We start from the raw sequence: 21,764 nt of genomic DNA on the forward strand, positions 1-21,764 counted from the left end.
GCTTAGGTTCTTTCGCCCCATACAATAGATAAATAACATACCATTTTTTATAACCAGATAAATTAGCTATAAAAAAATAGGGCTAGATATTCCTATCCAGCCCTATTTATGTATTAACGCTAAAATATTAGTCTAACTTGACACCGCCCGTATTAAATGCCTCAAAATGAATTTGCGCTACTGGCACGCCTAACTCGACTAAAGCATTGTACTGTGCTTGCATAAATGCCATTGGACCGCATAAATAGTAATCCGCCTCTTTAGGTAAAAGTGCGGTTGGAATTTGGCTTAAATTTAGATGACCTGTTGCATCAGCTTGTTCGTCTTCCACTTCATATACGGTAAACGTACTGACATTTGGATACTGTGCTTTTACACTATCAATATGATTTTTCATAGCATGCACATCAGCATTACGACAGGCGTGGATAAAGCTTACTTTTTCAGGTACATTTTGTTCTACAAGCTGGTTAAGCATTGCAATCATAGGGGTTAAGCCAACACCACCACTAATAAATACATTCGGCTTATGGCTATCAACCAAGAAGAAATTACCTGTTGGCGCGGTGGCTTCAATCTCATCGCCTTCTTTTAACTGATGCAAGGTGTTTGAAACCCAACCGCCTGCAAGTTCACCTTTTGGATCTTCACGTTTTACAGAAATACGTAAATAATCTGTTTTTGGATTGTCTGAAAGCGTATATTGGCGAGGTTGTTTTAACCCTAATTCTTCGACAAAAACACGCACTGAAATATATTGCCCAGCTTTATAAGTTGGCAATGCGCCTCCATCGACAGGCTGTAAATAAAAAGACGTAATTTCACTGCTTTCTGCTACTTTTTTCGCAATTTTAAATTTACGCCAACCTAACCAACTTCCTTTTGTTTGTTGATGTTCATCATAAATGGCTTTTTCTGTGCTAATCAGAATATCTGCTAATTGGCTATAAGCTACAGTCCAAGCTTCAATTAATGGATCGTCCATTGAAATTTGCAACACTTCACTAATAGAATGAAGTAAGTTGTTACCTACAATAGCATAGTCAGGTGCTTGAATATCCAAACTCACGTGTTTATGTGCCATTAATTCAACGGCAGGCAATAACACAGCGGGATTTTCAATATTTTCTGCATAAGCTAATACCGCATTAGCTAAAGAACGGGCTTGTGCGCCACTACGTTGATGACCAAGATTAAATACTTGTTTTAATTCTGGGTGATTGGTCAGCATTCTGTTGTAAAAATAAGAAGTCAGTGCAACACCATTTTCACGTAGCACTGGCACAGTCGCTTTCACTAATTCAATTTGATTTGCTGTTAATGACATAAACATTCCTTTTTCGTTTATTAAAATGTATTTAAAATACATTTTTAATGTTAGGCTGGCAAGCGATTATTTATGAATACGCGATAATCTAGCGAGAAGTGGTGAAATAGACTACAATAATCCACCTAAGGAGTTGAAATGCAAATTAATAAATTTACTGATTATGGTTTCCGTGTGTTAATTTACCTTGCTCGTCAGCAAGCGCAAAGCCACACAATCGCAAGCCTTGCTAATGCCCTTCAACTCTCACAAAATCATTTAGTGAAAATTGTGCATTTTATGGCGAAACAGCAATGGCTCATCACTAGTCGTGGTAAAGGGGGCGGAATTCGCTTAGCAGAAAATACACTTGATCTTCCTCTCGGTGAAATGCTACGCACTTTTCAAGGCAATGATCCCCTTGTAAATTGCCTCTCACCAAAATGTGGATTACAGCCCCAATGCCAACTGAAACATTTACTTGATAATGCATTAGAACAGTTTTACCAAAGTCTGAATCAGTATCCATTACGGAAAGTCATTAGCGCCCACTCATCAGAAAACATTCCTTTTATTTCTTATCTATAATATCAATAAGATAGGGATATAACCTGCTTATGGATAATCTAAAGTGCGGTGATTTTTTTAGAAAAATTTAGAAAAAAAGCCCCGCACTTTAGAAAGCGGGGCGACATTAAAAAGACAAGTTATTGCAATAAAGAAATATCTGCTACTTGTAAGAATAACCCTTGCAAGGTTTTCAGAATGGCTAAACGATTTTGGCGAAGTTGCGGATCTTCGGCGTTTACCATCACTTTCTCAAAGAAGTTATCCACTGGCTGGCGTAAATTTGCCAATTTATCTAACACCGCCACGTAGTCTCCCTCCGCAATAAGTGGTTGCACTTCACTTTGTAACGCGAGTACGCTTTGCGCTAATGCTTTTTCTTCTGGCTCAACACAACGATCTAACTGGATTTCACCAATTTCACCCTCTGCTTTGGCCAAAATATTGCTTACACGCTTATTCGCGGCGGCTAAGGCTTCCGCTGCCTCAAGGGTACGGAAATGTGCCACTGCTCTTACTCGCGCATCAAAATCAGCAGGACGGGTAGGGCGACGGGCAAGTACTGCTTGAATGACATCAACAGCGATGCCTTCTTCTTGATACCAAGCACGGAAGCGACCTAGCATAAAGTCCACAACATCCTCTACGACATTACCATTGGTTAATTTATCGCCGAAAAGTGCGGTGGATTTTTGCACTAAATCGGTTAAATCAAGAGGTAATTTTTTCTCTACAATGATACGTAACACACCCAATGCCGCACGGCGTAAAGCAAATGGATCTTTATCGCCCTTTGGATGCTGACCAATGCCAAAAATCCCCGTTAAGGTGTCTAATTTATCCGCTAATGCTACGGAACAGGCCACTAAGGAATGAGGTAATTCATCACCGGCAAAACGTGGCATATATTGCTCATTTAACGCAACGGTCACCTCTTCATCTTCACCATCATGACGTGCATAATGCATTCCCATTACACCTTGTGTATCAGTAAATTCAAACACCATATTGGTCATTAAATCACATTTTGATAGTAAGCCTGCACGCTCTGCTTTGCTTACATCAGCACCTATTTGTGCCGCAATTTCACCGCTCAGTTTTTCAATACGTTGTGTTTTATCAAATAACGTCCCGAGCTGCTGTTGGAACAAGACGGTTTTCAAACGAGGGAGATTATCTTCTAAACGCTGTTTTAAATCGGTTTTGAAGAAGAATTCTGCGTCAGTTAAACGTGGGCGTACTACTTTTTCATTTCCTTCAATAATCTTGCTTGGATCGTTTGGATTAATGTTAGATACGAAAATAAAGTGCGGTAATAATTTGCCGTTTTTATCGTAAATTGGGAAATATTTTTGATCCCCTTTCATTGTGTAAACCAAGGCTTCTGCTGGCACAGCAAGAAAACGTTCTTCAAATTTCGCGGTCAGCACATTTGGAAATTCTACTAATGCGGTAACTTCGTCAAGTAAACTTTCTTCAATATCCGCTACACCACCAAGTGCGGTGGCTTTTTGTTGTGAATTTTCCAAAATAATCGCTTTACGGCGTTCAAAATCCGCGATCACACTGCCTTTTTGTTCTAAAATTTGTGGATACTGATCGGCATTTTCAATGGTAAATTCTTGCTCACCTAAAAAACGGTGTCCACGAATGGTTTTACCACTGGCAACACCAAGAATTTCGCCTGCAATCAGCTCATCTCCCAATAACAGGGTTACAGTATGCACAGGACGAACAAATTGCTCACTTTTATCTCCCCAACGCATCGTTTTTGGAATAGGCAATTTCGCAAGGGCATTGCTGATAATACCAAGCAGAAGATTTTTAGTTGGCTGACCTTCAATCACCGCACGATGGACTAACCATTCGCCTTTATCAGTTACCAAACGATCCGCCTGTTCCACACTAATACCACAACCACGCGCCCAGCCTTCTGCGGCTTTGGTTGGCTTGCCTTCTGCATCAAAAGCAGCCGAGATTGCCGGCCCACGTTTTTCCACTTCTTTACTTGGCTGTGCTTCCACTAATCCCAACACTTTCACCGCTAAACGGCGTGGGGAGGCAAACCACTGAACTTCATCAAAGGCTAAACCTGCTTGATGAAGCTCTTGCTCCACATTCTCTTTAAATGCCACCGCTAATTTTTTCAGAGCCTTCGGTGGTAGCTCTTCTGTGCCGATTTCGGCGAGGAAATTTTTTGTCATTTTGTTTCTCTAATTACATTTTAATTTAATTAAGTTTTAGGCTCTCTTGTCTTGCTTTTTCAAGCTGTTTTTCTAACTTTACCATTTGGCGAACCTGATGACGTGCCTGTTCAATAATTTGACTGATTTGCTGTAATAACCCCGTTTTTTGTGGTTAATTGCGTCATTATCGTTCCTTAATCAGTCATTAAACCGCAATTTTGCTTTTTCTACCGCTAAATGCAATCGCTGTGCTAATATTTCTTTGCTCGGCAACACCGTCATATATTCAGCGATATGAATATCCGATTGCTTTAAATCTAATAATTCAACTTGTTCCTGCTTTTTAGAAGTACATAAAATAATACCCAGAGGAGGATTTTCCCCTTCTTCTTGTTCATATTTTGCAAGCCACGCCAAATAAAGTTCCATTTGGCTTTTATGTGAATGTTTAAACGCTTCGGTTTTTAATTCAATGGCAATTAAGCGTTTTAATTTACGATTATAGAACAACAAATCAATATAGAAATCATCATTATCAATTTGAATTCTTTTCTGCCGTGCGATAAAAGTAAAACCCGCCCCTAATTCTAAAAGAAATTGTTCAACTTCTCTTAAAATCGCATCTTCGAGATCTTTTTCTAAATAACGATCATTGAGATCTAAAAAATCCAAGACATACGGATCTTTCAGCACAAGCGACTGATTATATTCGCCTTTTTCTCTCAATAAGGTTAATTCTTGGCTAATGGTTTCATCAGGCTTTTTCGATATTGCCGTGCGTTCAAATAGCAAAGAACCAATACGCTCTTCTAGCGTTCTTGTACTCCAACGCTCTTGTGCCGCCATCGTTGCATAAAAATCGCGTTTGAGCGGCTCATCAATTACAAATAACTTTGTGAAATGCGTCCAACTTAATTTTGCAATCAGTGATTGCACAATTTGAATATCAGGAAAAGCCGTAGCAAATTGCACCATATAACTTAAATTTCGCCGCCCCCAACCTTTGCCAAATTGCGCCGTTAGGCTTTTAGACAAATTCTTAACCACTTCCTTGCCATATTCCGCCCGTTCATTATTGAGAATATGTTGATTAATCCGCTGTCCAATATGCCAATAAAGTAAGGTAAGTTCCGCATTGACTATTACCGCAACACGTTGTTTACTGGTTTGAATAAGTTGGCTAATTTCACCCACTAATTGCTGTTCGTTGATTGCTATGTGGTTTTCTTTTTTCATTTAAAACTCCTGCAAAACTTACCGCACTTTTAGATATCACTTACTTCGCAAAACGTCAGCCAATTTTTCAATTTCTAGCACAACATCGCCGTTATCTAATAACAACGCAGGAATGCCAATCGATCCGCGTGCTTTCACTGCTTCAAACTCTGTACGATTATCACGCAAAGCAAGAAAACGTTTGAGGTTACCTAATGAAGATTGTATTTCCACCGCTTCATATTGCACACCTAATTCTTGCAAGCGTGCCACAAAAGGGGCGGTATCAGGGCAAGTTTCGGCGAAAAATAACACGGGTTTTGTCATATGCTACTCCTAACACAAAATCTTATATTGTTGGTTTTGTTGTTTGTAAAAATATATATTTTTCATTCATTTCTGCCGTCCATTCTACTAAATTAGGGAAGTGTTGCACTAAATTGAAACCTGTGCCATCTATACGAAATTGCCACCAATCAATTAAGCACACCGCACTTAATGTACCGATATTAATTTCGTCACCAAATGTTGCTAATTTCTGTTCTAATTGCTTAAATGTACGAATATTTCTTTCCATTAATTGCTGATGTCTGCTTGTCCACCATTCATTTTGTGGACGAAAACGGCGTTCGGCAACAATGGTTGGCGTGGTATTCTCTAAAATCCCTTCAACTAAAGAATGTAACTGCAAGACTTGCCAACGTTTAGCATTTATCGGAAATAATGTTGGTTGTGAACCTATGCTATCTAAATATTGGCTAATTAACAAACTACCAAATAGCCATTCACCATTTTCCATTTGTAATGCAGGAATTCTCCCTAGCGGATTATCTTGATTATGTGGAGAGTTAGAATCAAATGAATTAGTAATTCTCAATAATTCAACTTGTTCTTCAAGCTGATGATATTTCAATGTAGCAACCGCTTTACGAGCAAATGAACTCGTCGTGGAATACCAAAGTTTCATTTTCCCTCTCCTTAATTCTCTAAAATTATTTTTTACAACCAGGAAAACCTAACGCCTCACGGCTGGCATAATATGCCTCTGCCACACCTTTAGTTAAAGCACGGATTCGTAAAATATAGCGTTGGCGTTCGGTGACGGAAATGGCTTTGCGTGCGTCCAACAAGTTAAAGCTGTGTGCCGCTTTTAAAATGCGTTCGTAAGCAGGCAATGGCAATGGTTTTTCCAGTGCTAATAGCTCTTGTGCTTCTTTTTCATATTGCTCAAAGGCGTTGAATAAGAAATCAATATCAGCGTATTCAAAATTGTAAGTGGATTGCTCTACTTCGTTTTGATGAAACACATCGCCATAAGTTGTTTTGCCTAAAGGACCGTCTGACCACACCAAGTCATAGACACTATCCACGCCTTGAATATACATCGCTAAACGCTCTAAGCCGTAGGTAACTTCCCCCGTAACTGGGCGACATTCTAAACCACCGACTTGTTGGAAATAGGTAAATTGGGTGACTTCCATACCATTTAGCCATACTTCCCAGCCTAAGCCCCATGCACCAAGGGTGGGGTTTTCCCAGTTATCTTCCACAAAACGAATATCGTGTTGTGTTGGATCAAAACCAAGCATTTTTAATGAGCCAAGATAAAGCTCCTGAATGTTATCAGGGGAAGGTTTAATTACCACTTGGAATTGGTAATAATGCTGTAAACGGTTTGGGTTTTCGCCATAGCGCCCATCTGTCGGACGGCGTGAAGGTTGTACATAAGCAAATGCCATTGGCTCAGGCCCGATAGCACGTAATGCAGTCATTGGGTGAGAAGTCCCCGCGCCCACTTCCATATCAAAAGGTTGCACAATAGTACAACCTTGCTCTGCCCAATAAGCTTGTAGGGCAAGGATCATACCTTGAAAGGTTTTTACATCAAATTTTGTATTCATAGCTAGCTTTATTCAAATTAAGTAAACGAAATGGGGCTATTGTACTGGATTATGGGCAATTATCCTAGTTTAGAATAATCCTCTCAAGGAAATTCAGACAAAAAATAAGCCCTACAATATGTAGGGCTTAAAAATAACAAAAATCTCACCGCACTTTATAAATTAAACAAAACTAAAGTGCGGTACAATTTTCAAATGATTACCATTGATAGCCGACAGAACCACCCACAATGTAGTTATTGCGCGTATTTGCCGATGCACCAACTTTAATCACCCATTTCTCATTGTCAGATACACGAGAAACACCTAACGCCACTGCTGACTCGTTGCGGTAAGTTGTACCACCCACAGAAACCATTGATTTACCCGGCCTCGTTGGTTGAGGCAACATACCTAATGCCGCAGCACCTGCGATACCTGCACGGAGTTTTTTATCCATACGTTTCATATCGCCAGCAACTTTATTGACTTTATTATCAAGATGGTTCGCAACATTGCTAAGCTGTGCCACATTTACTGCATCTGTTGGCGCGGTACCCGGTGCCACATTAGTAATTCGATTACCACCATTATTCAAGCCATTTTGCGTTAAGCTTACCGCATTATTGCCACTGCCAATGGTTACCCCCTCGTTATTCACAACGGTGTTACCCGCAGTGATACTATCAACTTTAAGGTTTTTATTTAATGCAACTTTCACACCTGAAGATGTTACAGAAGTTTTAATATTTTCATCACCATTAACAGCGACTGTATCACCTAATTTACGGTTAAGTGTTTGACCATCATCAGCCGTAAAATTCAAGCCCTTGTTGATCGTTGCAGTGTTGTTTGCAATATTTGCAGCATTTTCCGCTACATTTTGGTTAGTTTCGTGTAATTGACTACCATTTACTGCATCAGTGCTATTCGCATTAATATTACCGGCTGATACGCCTGTTACTTTGTTGTTACCTGCGTTAATTCCAGTATCTTTGTTAATGCTCACACCGCCAACATTGACCTGATCAAAGTTTACCTCTTTCTTAGTTGCAACAGTATAAACAGTTTGACCATTACCACCAGTTTTTGAAGTTACTTCAATATTATCACCAGCTTCAACTTCTGTTTTCGCCGCTTTCGCTGCTTGTTGAACAGTGTAGAGTTGACTACCGTTTACTGCATCTTGACTTGTTGCACTAATATCACCATTGGCAACACCTGTTACTTTCTTGTTACCTGCATTGATACCATCAGTTGAGATATTCACATCTCCCACTTTCAAGCCATCTTTGGTGAGAGCAACCTTATCGCCAACTTTAACACCGTCTTTATTCAGTACAGTATCGCCAACTTTCACACCCTGTTTATTCAATACCGTATCACCAGCTTTTACGCTATTCACATCAAGATCATCTGCAGTCGCAACTGTATAGGTTTTGCTACCGTCAGTATTTTTTGTTTCAGTGACTTTGATGTTTTTACCTTCAACCACTTTTGTTGTTGCGGCTTTTTGTGCTTTCTCTAGTTGGCTTACATTTACAGCATCTGTTGGTGCTGTACCAGCAGCAACATTAGTAATTTTGTTACCGCCGTTATCTAAGCCATCTTTCGTTAAGCTAACTGGCTTACCTGCTTTACCATTATTGATAGTTACACCATTGTTATCCATCAAGGTATCGCCTGTTGCAACACTGGTTAAATCTGTCAGGGCTTTTGCCATTTTGATAACAAGCTCACCATTTTCGCTATCTACACGAAGGTTTTTGTCTGTTACATCAGCATCTGCCTGAGCTTTACCTTTGATTGTCACTGTTTCATTCAGTTTCTTAATCAAGGTATCGCCTTTGTCCCCAGCAAATTTCAAGCCATCGTTTAAGGTCGCAACGTCTTCACCATTGATGTCTAAACGCGGTTTCTGTTCGCCATCTTTACCATCAACGCCCGGCTTACCTTGTTTCACGGTAATTGTGCCGCTTGCACCATCTTTACCATTCAAGCCGATTGAACCGTCTTTACCGTTGAGGCTTACGCCGTCTTTACCGTTTTCACCTTTCACCGTAATGGTTCCTGGCTCCTTGTCATCACCTACCGTTAAATCTTTATTTAACGCAAGTTTGATTTCATTATCTGCCACAGTAGTCACAATATTTCCATTAGGGTCGGTGAATTTCACTGTTTCTCCTAATTTCACATTGTCTTTATTTCCATTATCTGCTGCGATATTGAAACCTGTGTTCACAAGGTTGCTGGTTGCATTTTTCAAATCACCAATATTCGCTGCGTTGGTTTCAACAGTACCACCGCTTGCTACGTTTGTGATTTGGTTGCCACCGTTATCTAAGCCAGCATCCGTTAAAGATACAGGTTTTTTCTGACCATCTTTTGGTGTAATCGTTACCCCATTATTATTGACAACAGTTGTATTACCATCTGGGGTTGTAAATGTTGCACTCGTCAAGTCAGTTAGCGCTTTTGCCATCTTGATGATTAACTCAGAACCGCTGTTTTCTACATACATATTAGTAGCAGAAACATCATCTCCCGCATTTTCCCCTTTGATGGTTAAGGTCTCATTCAGTTTTTTCTGAATTGCTGCAGTTGTGTCATTATTACCTTGGAACTTCAAACCATCGTTTAAGGTCGCAACGTCTTCACCATTGATGTCTAAACGCGGTTTCTGTCCGCCATCTTTACCATCAACGCCCGGTTTACCTTGTTTCACGGTAATTGTGCCGTTTGCACCGTCTTTACCATTCAAGCCAATTGAACCGTCTTTACCGTTGAGGCTTACGCCGTCTTTACCGTTTTCACCTTTCACCGTAATGGTTCCTGGCTCCTTGTCATCACCTACCGTTAAATCTTTATTTAACGCAAGTTTGATTTCATTATCTGCCACAGTAGTCACAATATTTCCATTAGGGTCGGTGAATTTCACTGTTTCTCCTAATTTCACATTGTCTTTATTTCCATTATCTGCTGCGATATTGAAACCTGTGTTCACAAGGTTGCTGGTTGCATTTTTCAAATCACCAATATTCGCTGCGTTACTATCGACATCACCACCGCTTGCTACGTTTTTGATTTGGTTGCCGCCGTTATCTAAGCCATCTTTCGTTAGGCTAACTGGCTTACCTGCTTTACCGTTATTAATGGTAATACCATCAGTATTCATCATTGTATCACCAGCAGTGACGGTATTTGCTGAAACACTGTTCAGATCTTTTAAGTCTTTAGCAAGTTTAACAGTCAGCGTATCTTTACCGTCTGAAACCACACCAATATTATTATCGGTTAATTTAGTTTCATCAGTTACGCCACCTTTCACATTGGTTTGTTCACCCAATTTACGGCTAAAGGCATCGCCACTATCGCCTGCAAAACCAACACCTTTGGTATCTACTGCGTCTTTCGCATCTACACCTTTTTTGATGTCTTCTTTGGTCTTGTCGCTTAACGCTACACTGTAGTCTGTCACATTATTACCAGCGTCTGTTGGCGTTACAGTTAAGCCATCACCTTCAGTCACTGTCGTGCCTTTCGCATTAACTGTAAAGGTTGTTTTCTTACCTTCTGTTTCGCTATCTACACTTGCAATGTTCGTGCCGGCTGCCACTTCAACGGTTTTTTGAGCATTGTTGATAGCATCTGCTACGTCTTTCGCTGTGGCAAAATTATCCCCAGTATTAACCGCACTTACATTTCCGCTATCATCTGTATTAAATGTCGTTTTATTCACATCATATTTAACAGAATAAGAACCATTGCTTCCAGTGACTGTTGCTGTGGTGCCAGTGCCATTGACAAAGTTTACGGTATTATTATTTACCACTTTGCCGTTCGCTGTTCCATTGCCTTGAATGTTCCAGCCTCCCTTATTCACTGCTGATTTGATATCACCAATATTCGCTGCGTTACTATCGACATCACCACCGCTTGCTACGTTTGTGATCGGTTTATTACCTGCGTCAATGCCACCGTCTTTAGTAATACTTGGACCGTTATTGATCGTTAAACCATTACCATCAACTTTGGTATCACCCATTGTAACGCTGCCGTTTTTGCCTAAGTCTAAGGTTTTCGCAAGTTCAATTTTTAACTTGTTCTCCTCTACTTTGGTTGTGATATTGTTATCCGCACCGACTACATCTACGGTATTATTTAAGTTTTTGGTTACTGTTTTGTCGTCTTCAGCTTTTAAGCCAAAGGTTGCGTTGTTGAATTTATCATCAACATTTTTCACCGCGCCCTCTGTCGCCGCACGTGTTGCGTTATCACCTACGCCATAATCGCTTGCAGAAGGATCACGTGCCGTTAAGCCAGTAATTTTACCGTCTTCCATTACCGTTGAACCTGTTGTGACTTTCGGCGTTGCAACACCTTCATTATTCACATTTGTATTACCAACTGTAAGGCTTCCGTTTTCACCAAGGTTCACATCTTTAGCAAGTTTAACAGTCAGTGTATCTTTACCGTCTGAAACCACACCAATATTATTATCGGTTAATTTAGTTTCATCAGTTACGCCACCTTTCACATTGGTTTGTTCACCCAATTTACGGCTAAAGGCATCGCCACTATCGCCTGCAAAACCAACACCTTTGGTATCTACTGCGTCTTTCGCATCAACACCTTTTTGGATGTCTTTTTTGGTTTTATCACTTAACGCCACTTTGTAGTCCGTGATGTTATTCGCTTTATTCGTTTCACTATCTGTCGTTAAAGCTAACTCATCCGAAACGCTCACTGTCGTGCCTTTCGCATTAACTGTAAAGGTTGTTTTCTTACCTTCTGTTTCGCTCTCTACACTTGCAATGTTTGTGCCGGCTGCCACTTCAACGGTTTTCTGTGCGTTGTTGATGGCATCTGCTACGTCTTTCGCTGTGGCAAAATTATCCCCAGTATCAACTGCACTTACATTTCCGCTGTCATCTGTTTTGAATGTCGTTTTATTCACGTCATATTTAACAGAATAAGAACCATTGCTTCCAGTGACTGTTGCTGTGGTGCCAGTGCCATTGACAAAGTTTACGGTATTATTATTTACCACTTTGCCGTTCGCTGTTCCATTGCCTTGAATGTTCCAGCCTCCCTTATTCACTGCTGATTTGATATCACCAATATTCGCTGCGTTACTATCGACATCACCACCGCTTGCTACGTTTGTGATCGGTTTATTACCTGCGTCAATGCCGCCGTCTTTAGTAATACTTGGACCGTCATTGATCGTTAAACCATTACCATCAACTTTGGTATCACCCATTGTAACGCTGCCGTCTTTGCCTAAGTCTAAGGTTTTCGCAAGTTCAATTTTTAACTTGTTCTCCTCTACTTTGGTTGTGATATTGCTATCCGCACCGACTACATCTACGGTATTATTTAATTTGTTGGTTACTGTTTTGTCGTCTTCAGCTTTTAAGCCAAAGGTTGCGTTGTTGAATTTATCATCAACATTTTTCACCGCGCCCTCTGTCGCCGCACGTGTTGCGTTATCACCTACACCATAATCGCTTGCAGAAGGATCACGTGCCGTTAAACCAGTAATTTTACCGTCTTCCATTACCGTTGAACCTGTTGTGACTTTCGGCGTTGCAACACCTTCATTATTCACATTTGTATTACCAACTGTAAGGCTTCCGTTTTCACCAAGGTTCACATCTTTAGCAAGTTTAACAGTCAGTGTATCTTTACCGTCTGAAACCACACCAATATTATTATCGGTTAATTTAGTTTCATCAGTTACGCCACCTTTCACATTGGTTTGTTCACCCAATTTACGGCTAAAGCCATTGCCACTATCGCCTGCAAAACCAACACCTTTGGTATCTACTGCGTCTTTCGCATCTACACCTTTTTTGATGTCTTCTTTAGTCTTGTCGCTTAACGCAACTTTGTAGTCCGTGATGTTATTCGCTTTATTCGTTTCACTGTCTGTCGTTAAAGCTAAATCATCAGAAACACTCACTGTCGTGCCTTTCGCATTAACTGTAAAGGTTGTTTTCTTACCTTCTGTTTTGCTCTCTACGCTTGCAATGTTTGTGCCGGCTGCCACTTCAACGGTTTTTTGTGCATTGTTGATGGCATCTGCTACGTCTTTCGCTGTGGCAAAATTATCACCATTTTCAACCGCACTTACATTTCCGCTATCATCTGTATTAAATGTCGTTTTATTCACGTCATATTTAACAGAATAAGAACCATCGCTTCCAGTGACTGTTGCTGTGGTGCCAGTGCCATTGACAAAGTTTACGGTATTATCATTTACCACTTTGCCGTTCGCTGTTCCATTGCCTTGAATGTTCCAGCCTCCCTTATTCACTGCTGATTTGATATCACCAATATTCGCTGCGTTACTATCGACATCACCACCGCTTGCTACGTTTGTGATCGGTTTATTACCTGCGTCAATGCCGCCGTCTTTAGTAATACTTGGACCGTCATTGATCGTTAAACCATTACCATCAACTTTGGTATCACCCATTGTAACGCTGCCGTCTTTGCCTAAGTCTAAGGTTTTCGCAAGTTCAATTTTTAACTTGTTCTCCTCTACTTTGGTTGTGATATTGCTATCCGCACCGACTACATCTACGGTATTATTTAATTTGTTGGTTACTGTTTTGTCGTCTTCAGCTTTTAAGCCAAAGGTTGCGTTGTTGAATTTATCATCAACATTTTTCACCGCGCCCTCTGTCGCCGCACGTGTTGCGTTATCACCTACACCATAATCGCTTGCAGAAGGATCACGTGCCGTTAAACCAGTAATTTTACCGTCTTCCATTACCGTTGAACCTGTTGTGACTTTCGGCGTTGCAACACCTTCATTATTCACATTTGTATTACCAACTGTAAGGCTTCCGTTTTCACCAAGGTTCACATCTTTAGCAAGTTTAACAGTCAGTGTATCTTTACCGTCTGAAACCACACCAATATTATTATCGGTTAATTTAGTTTCATCAGTTACGCCACCTTTCACATTGGTTTGTTCACCCAATTTACGGCTAAAGCCATTGCCACTATCGCCTGCAAAACCAACACCTTTGGTATCTACTGCGTCTTTCGCATCTACACCTTTTTTGATGTCTTCTTTAGTCTTGTCGCTTAACGCAACTTTGTAGTCCGTGATGTTATTCGCTTTATTCGTTTCACTGTCTGTCGTTAAAGCTAAATCATCAGAAACACTCACTGTCGTGCCTTTCGCATTAACTGTAAAGGTTGTTTTCTTACCTTCTGTTTTGCTCTCTACGCTTGCAATGTTTGTGCCGGCTGCCACTTCAACGGTTTTTTGTGCATTGTTGATGGCATCTGCTACGTCTTTCGCTGTGGCAAAATTATCACCATTTTCAACCGCACTTACATTTCCGCTATCATCTGTATTAAATGTCGTTTTATTCACGTCATATTTAACAGAATAAGAACCATCGCTTCCAGTGACTGTTGCTGTGGTGCCAGTGCCATTGACAAAGTTTACGGTATTATCATTTACCACTTTGCCGTTCGCTGTTCCATTGCCTTGAATGTTCCAGCCTCCCTTATTCACTGCTGATTTGATATCACCAATATTCGCTGCGTTACTATCGACATCACCACCACTTGCTACGTTTGTGATTTGGTTGCCGCCGTTATCTAAGCCATCTTTCGTTAAGCTAACTGGGTTACCTTTTGTACCATTACTGATAGTAATGCCATCAGTAGTCATCGTTGTATCACCAGCAGTGACGGTATTCGCTGAAATACTGTTCAGATCTTTTAAGTCTTTAGCAAGTTTAACAGTTAGTGTATCTTTACCGTCTGAAACCACACCAATATTATTATCGGTTAATTTAGTTTCATCAGTTACGCCACCTTTCACATTGGTTTGTTCACCCAATTTACGGCTAAAGCCATTACCACTATCGCCTGCAAAACCAACACCTTTGGTATCTACTGCGTCTTTCGCATCTACACCTTTTTTGATGTCTTCTTTGGTTTTATCACTTAACGCAACTTTGTAGTCCGTGATGTTATTCGCTTTATTCGTTTCGCTGTCTGTCGTTAAAGCTAACTCATCCGAAACGCTCACTGTCGTGCCTTTCGCATTAACTGTAAAGGTTGTTTTCTTACCTTCTGTTTCGCTCTCTACACTTGCAATGTTTGTGCCGGCTGCCACTTCAACGGTTTTCTGTGCGTTGTTGATGGCATCTGCTACGTCTTTCGCTGTGGCAAAATTATCCCCAGTATCAACCGCACTTACATTTCCGCTGTCATCTGTTTTGAATGTCGTTTTATTCACGTCATATTTAACAGAATAAGAACCATTGCTTCCAGTGACTGTTGCTGTGGTGCCAGTGCCATTGACAAAGTTTACGGTATTATCATTTACCACTTTGCCGTTCGCTGTTCCATTGCCTTGAATGTTCCAGCCTGCTTTATTCACATCACCAATGTTCGCGGCGTTGGTTTCAACATTACCACCACTTGCTACGTTTGTGATCGGTTTATTACCTGCGTCAATGCCGCCGTCTTTAGTAATACTTGGACCGTTATTGATCGTTAAACCATTACCATCAACTTTGGTATCACCCATTGTAACGCTGCCATCTTTACCTAAGTCTAAGTTTTTCGCAAGTTCAATTTTTAACTTGTTATCCTCTACTTTGGTTGTGATATTGCTATCCGCACCGACTACATCCACGGTATTATTTAAGTTGTTGGTTACCGTATTATTGTCTTCAGCTTTTAAGCCAAAGGTTGCGTTGTTGAATTTATCATCAACATTTTTCACCGCGCCCTCTGTCGCCGCACGTGTTGCGTTATCACCTACGCCATAATCCGCATCATCGTCAGCATTGCGATCATCTAAACCTTCAACTTTACCTTCTGATATGGTTGTGCCGCCAACATTCACGTTATTTGCTATTACGCTATCAGTGGCAATAGTGTCATTGGTTAAAACAGTATCACCAATTGTTAAGGTTCCTTCCTTCGTTAAATCAATATCTTTCGCTAATTTAACGGTTAAGGTATCAGTACCATTAGAAACTACACCAATGTTGCCTTCCGTTAGCTCACCCGATGCACCACCTTTTACATTCGCTTGTTCACCCAGTTTACGAGCAAAGACTTTGCCAGTATCACCACCAAAGTTTACGCCTAATGTATCAATGGTATCTTTCGCATCAACACCTTTTTGAATGTTATCTTTTGTGGTTTGAGATAAATCTGCGGTATAAGCAATCACGCCTTCGCTATCAGCCGTGCCATCACCACTGATCACAACATCACCAGAGCCAGCCACAGTCGTTTTTGTTGCATTTACGGTATATTTCGTATGACCATCTTGTGCATCTTTTTCAGAAGTAACGGTAACTTGTTTTCCTGCAACCACTTCTGTTTTCGTTGCTTTAATTGCATCATCAACGGTGTCTTTGCCTGTGCCACCAATATCTGTCATTGTGATGTTGCCATCTTCATCAACTGCGGCATTTCCCCCTAAATTATTGACAACCGTATTTGCCACATTGCCTAAGGTATCTGCCACGGCATAAAGTTGTGAGCCATTAATCGCATCGGTGGATGTTTTGCTAATACGTCCTGCTGCAACATTAGTAATGGTACGCTCTGCTCCTGCTGAACCGACACTTACGGTAGATTTTGGATCATTACCTGCAAATCCACCATAGGATAAGCCGTTAATATCCGCCGAATCTGTTGTTACAACTGTCGCTGTGGTTGAGCCAGAACCCAATGCCACATCGCCATTTTGAGCATTTGCTTTTGCACCGTTACCAATGCTTACGGTATCGCTCATTGTAACGTTTTGACCAGCTTCATTACCTAAAGCAACATTATTGCTACCTACACTGTTCGCCCCTGCGTTATAACCGACCGAAGTATTGTTGCTACCCTCAACGTAACGCCCTGCTTGCGCACCGACACTGGTATTATTATTCCCTGTGCTGTTTTGCCCCGCATAAACCCCTAAACCGGTGTTTTCATTACCCACTACTTTATATAGAGTAGCTTGACCAAGTGCCACATTCAGATCACCCGTTATACCTGCACCAGCATTTTGTGTACCAATAGACGTATTCCAACCGCCTACTGTATTTTTCCCAGCGCCACTACCGATATAAACATTTTCAGGACGATCAGAATTTGTTGTTGAACCCATCCCTGCTTGTTCACCAATATAAACTGAATTGTTCGCTGTGCTGTCGTTACTTCCCGCACTATGACCAATGGTAACAACATTCTCACCCGTTGCTTGTGCGCCAACACCTGCGGCTAAGGCATTTAATCCTGTTGCGCCGTCATTATTGTAGTTTGCACCTTGATTACCGCCGTCATTTACACTGTAATAACGGGTTTTCGCGCCTTCAATGGCGTTATAAACCGTTCCGCCATTAACTAAACCGGTGTTGCCATCTGTCACGCTACCATTTGCAGGCGCTGAGATTTTCAATTTGCTATTATCATTTTCAAGGGTGATATTATCGCCAGCTTCAAATGAGAAAGTGCTATCAGATTGATTAACTGTTTTGATTTCAGTTGTATCATCGCCATTAACAATTTGGGCTTTCCAAGATTGTAATGCGGTGTCTGCTTTGTCTAGGCTTGCTTTAGCACCATCAGAAAGATCTACGGCATAATCTGTTACATTATTCGTATCTTTTGTTCCTGGAGTAACTTTAACTAAATCAGAGCCTTTAGATACTGTTGTACCATTCGCATTTACGGTGTAAATGGTATGTCCATCTGTTGTATCAGTTGAAGTGGCAACATTCGCAACATTTGTTCCCGCTTTAACTTCTGTTTTCGCGGCTTTAATTGCTTCATCAACCGTGTTTTTACCCGTACCGCCAATATTCGTCATCGTAATATTGCCCGTAGCTGGATCAAGCGTCGCATCTCCACCTAAAATATTTTTCGTTGTGGTTGCGACATTACCAAGGGTGTTTGCCACCATATAAAGTTGCGAACCATTAATTGCATCGGTTGAAGTGGCGGTAATACGCCCTGCGGCGACATTTTGAATTTGGCGTTGTTGGTTTTCCCCTGTCGTTGTCCCCACAGATACAACACGGCTGCTTCCGATTTTATCACCCGCAAAACCAGAGTAAGTAATGCCATTGACCGTTGCACTTGAGGTTTTAACCGCTGATCCGGTTACACTGCCTGCCCCTAATGCCACAGAACCTGCAAGAGTTGCTTGAGCTCCATAACCCATTGCAAGGGAATCACCTTTCTCTGCTTTAGCTTGATAACCTAATGCCAGCGCATTATTTCCTTTGGCTACGGCTTCCTGACCCACTGCCATACTTGAAGCGCCAACCGCTTGGCTATTCTGCCCCACAGCCATTGAATTTCCGCCTTCCGCTTTTGAGCTATTACCAACAGCTAAAGACACATCACCAAACGCATTTGCTAGTGGACCTAACGCCGTAGAACCACCTGTTGAAGCAATAGCGGATGTTCCCACTGCAACGGTGTTATCCCCTGTTGCATTCGCTTGTTTACCAAATGCTGCTGCGCCATTTCCATTCGCATTCGCTTGCACGCCCACCGCCATTGAATTTTGTTTCGCAGTTGCCGCAGAATTACCAATAGCAATGGCACTTGCACCATTTGCGGATGATGAAGTCCCTAAGGCTAAAGAGTTAGATGAATAGGCGTGTGCGCTGGTACCGACCGCAACAGATTGCGTCGCTTGTGCATTTGATGAAGAACCGATCGCAAGGGCATTAATGCTACTTGCTTGTGCAGAAACCCCAATTGCTGTCGAAGCCGAATTTACCGCACTGGCATTTGTACCAATTGCTGTTGAGTTATCAAATTCCGTTGTTACATTATTACCGATAGCAATAGAACCTGTGCTTTTCGCACCTGACGCTTTATTTACATTAGCATTATTTGCTAACACCATTGCCGTAGAGCCATTGACATAGTTGTTATTCCCTAACACACGGCTTTGTGTTGCATTTTCAGTTAGGGTGTTGCTATCGCCAAACACCCCCACTTGTTTGCCTTGAACGGTATTTGAATTACCAATAATTTCGCTATCAGTCGCACCGGAAATCGTATTACGCGCCCCCATTACCATATCGCCACTTGCTTTATTTTGTAGCGTATTATAATTGCCAATGACACGGTTATTATCTCCAGCAGCATCAAGGTTATTGTTATTACCAAACACGCCAGAATCACTTGATGCGATCGTGCCGTTGTCATTACCGAGAGAATAGGTGCCTGCGCCTGTAATGGTTGTTGGATCCCCAATCGCGCCAGAGTTTTTCCCCGTAACTACGTTGCCGTTACCAATAGAAATGGCATTTGAGGCTAAAGCTTGTGCGTTAATCCCCAAGGCAATGGCATTTTCAGCTGAACCTTTAGCGCTTGAACCAATGGCGATTGTGTCATTTGCGGTTGCTTGTGCTGCACGCCCAATTGCGGTTGATTGAATGCCTGAGGCATTTGACTGTACGCCACTTGCTACTGCATATTTACCCGAAGCAGAAGATGCATTCCCTAATGCGGTTGCTCCTTCACCACTCGCATTGGCATTGGAACCAAAGGCGGAAGCCGAACCAGCGGTTGCTTGAGATTGACGCCCTACGGCAGTGGTTGCCCCTGTGGTAATAGGTGAACCCTCAGTAATAGGCGCTCCCGCAGAAGCTAAAGCAGCTTCACCAATTGCCACAGATGCCACACCTAATGCTTGTGCAGAAACCCCTAATGCAGTCGCGGCATTTGCCAAGGCATTTGCGTTAGCACCAATAGCGGTTGCTGCATTGCCGTTTGCCCCTGGGTTGGCTTTGGTGTCTGTACCAATGGCGATGTTATTATTCGACGTTAATTTTTCCGCTTCGGTATATTTACCCGCATTTTTACCAATGGCGATATTGGAGCTACCTTTGATATATTGCCCTGAATAATAGCCTAATGCGATATTTTGGCTTCCTTCAACATTTTGCCCTGCGTTGATAATGGCAGCAAAGTTATCAGCACCTTTAACATTATTCCCCGCGCTGACACCAATGGCATAGTTTGTGTTGCCCTCAACATTCATCCCTGCCCATCGACCAATCGCCACGTTTTCTGTGCCTGAAATTACATTTTGACCTGCACCGTTACCAATGGCAATTCCGTGGGTGTTCTTTTTGCTCTCATCCGTCGCCCCACCTTTACCTGCGTTGATACCAATGGCAATCATATTCTGTGCTTTCGCTTCTGCCCCTGAACCAATGGCAACAGAGCCTGTCCCCGTTGCTTTCGATTTAAAACCACTTGCTACGGCGTTATAAGCAGCTTGTGCTGCCGCCCCAACAGCAACATTATCTGCACGGTTTTGCGAAGCTAGGCTTGCAGGCAAACCTGCTGTGCTTGCTTCTGCCCCTGCACCGATTGCAACCGCATTACGCCCCGTAGCATTAGCCCCTGCCCCCACTGCCACTGCTGCTGAGGCTCTTTCTGCATAAACATTTGCATTAGTCATTGCTGCAGTATTATTAGTAGTAGTTGTGCCATTTGCCACCGCACCAAGCCCCATTGCCATATCAGCACGTGAAAGGGCATTGGCTTCTGAACCTAAAGCCACCGCGTCATCAGCAGTTTGTGCAGTACGCGCTTTAGCCCCAAAGGCAATAGAACGATCACCTAAGGCTTGAGTGTTGGTATTCGCATCGTAATTGGTTACGCGGGGTCCTGTTGTCTCTGAATCCCCCACATTGGCACTACCAATTGCAATAGCACGATCGCCTGCAGCTTGAGAAGATTGCCCCATTGCAAGGCTTCCTTTTCCTGCTGCCCAAGACACGTTACCAATTGCCATTGCATAATCATTGGTTGCGGCAGATTGACGCATCATTGCTAAAGAGTTAAAGCCTGACGCACGAGAGGCTGTACCAATCGCCGTAGCCCCTGTATCGCTAGCAATAGAATAGCCGCCTAACGCAAAACTCAATGCACCGATTGCCTTTGAATAATCACCAATAGCAATACCTGAAGACTCACCTTCCTTATAAGTACTTTGCCCTGTTGCTCGTGCATCTGCCATTGCCCCAATCGCAATCCCCGTCGCTCCAGATAAAGCACCTGAATAATTTTTGCTAGAACCTTCGCTATCAGGATCATCATAACTCTTACTACCGGGGTTATAGTAGTTTAATGCTCGATCTCCTATTTTATTTCCAGCAAATGCTTGTTGTTCTCTAGATGTTCCATTAACGATTGAACTTCCCGCATTTTCTTGTGCGATTCCGCTATATTGTGCTGTTCCCCCAATTGCCACATAGGCATTTGCGGCAAGGGGTAGGCTCATTAATACACTTAATGAAATAAGATTTAAAAAGAAATTTTTGCTTGATTTTGTTGGCTGAATGGAAGAATCCACAAGGCTGTTTGATTTACCTTGTCGAGAAGCTAATTCTGAGGTTACAACCCAATTTTGTTGAGCGTGGTTCCAAATAATACGGAATATTTTATTCATAAGTTATACCTAATTTTGGTTGGTGAAGAAACAACTATCGTTTAAAAAACGAACAAAGATAAAATTTCAGGATGCAAATATAGCATAAAACCGCTACATTACTAACCAATTTAGCGTAATTAATTGTAAATTTAATGTAAAGTAAC

8 protein-coding genes are annotated in these 21,764 nt (G+C 41.8%); 1 reads left to right on the forward strand and 7 read right to left on the reverse strand.

What is annotated here, in order from left to right; all coding sequences use genetic code 11:
* Positions 1-127 precede the first annotated feature (127 nt).
* Positions 128-1,327 (reverse strand): NO-inducible flavohemoprotein, encoded by a 1,200-nt coding sequence (hmpA, locus tag L5B90_RS09580; RefSeq protein WP_265762775.1) that lies wholly within the window; start codon positions 1,325-1,327, stop codon positions 128-130.
* A 138-nt stretch (positions 1,328-1,465) separates the two neighbouring features.
* Between hmpA and L5B90_RS09585 the strand changes: the two genes are divergently transcribed.
* Positions 1,466-1,894: an RrF2 family transcriptional regulator gene (locus tag L5B90_RS09585; protein ID WP_265762776.1), complete on the forward strand. Its 429-nt coding sequence runs from the start codon at positions 1,466-1,468 to the stop codon at positions 1,892-1,894.
* Between the two features lie 119 nt (positions 1,895-2,013).
* On the opposite strand, the gene glyS is transcribed toward L5B90_RS09585, so the two are convergent.
* The 6 genes from glyS to L5B90_RS09615 all read right to left on the reverse strand — a co-directional run bounded on the left by glyS (position 2,014) and on the right by L5B90_RS09615 (position 21,618).
* On the reverse strand, positions 2,014-4,077 hold the full coding sequence (gene glyS, locus L5B90_RS09590; protein WP_265762777.1) for a glycine--tRNA ligase subunit beta: 2,064 nt from the start codon (positions 4,075-4,077) through the stop codon (positions 2,014-2,016).
* 180 nt (positions 4,078-4,257) lie between these two features.
* Positions 4,258-5,295 (reverse strand): PDDEXK nuclease domain-containing protein, encoded by a 1,038-nt coding sequence (locus L5B90_RS09595; protein WP_265762778.1) that lies wholly within the window; start codon positions 5,293-5,295, stop codon positions 4,258-4,260.
* Between the two features lie 36 nt (positions 5,296-5,331).
* The gene (locus L5B90_RS09600; RefSeq protein WP_265762779.1) at positions 5,332-5,601 is read right to left on the reverse strand and encodes a hypothetical protein; all 270 of its coding nucleotides are present in this window, start codon (positions 5,599-5,601) and stop codon (positions 5,332-5,334) included.
* A gap of 22 nt (positions 5,602-5,623) precedes the next feature.
* Positions 5,624-6,241: a glutathione S-transferase family protein gene (locus L5B90_RS09605; RefSeq protein WP_265762780.1), complete on the reverse strand. Its 618-nt coding sequence runs from the start codon at positions 6,239-6,241 to the stop codon at positions 5,624-5,626.
* 25 nt (positions 6,242-6,266) lie between these two features.
* Positions 6,267-7,175 (reverse strand): glycine--tRNA ligase subunit alpha, encoded by a 909-nt coding sequence (gene glyQ, locus L5B90_RS09610; RefSeq protein WP_250351585.1) that lies wholly within the window; start codon positions 7,173-7,175, stop codon positions 6,267-6,269.
* A gap of 199 nt (positions 7,176-7,374) precedes the next feature.
* Positions 7,375-21,618: a YadA-like family protein gene (locus L5B90_RS09615; protein ID WP_265762781.1), complete on the reverse strand. Its 14,244-nt coding sequence runs from the start codon at positions 21,616-21,618 to the stop codon at positions 7,375-7,377.
* Positions 21,619-21,764: the final 146 nt, after the last annotated feature.

This window comes from Avibacterium sp. 20-129 (assembly GCF_026226845.1).
Lineage (GTDB): Bacteria > Pseudomonadota > Gammaproteobacteria > Enterobacterales > Pasteurellaceae > Avibacterium.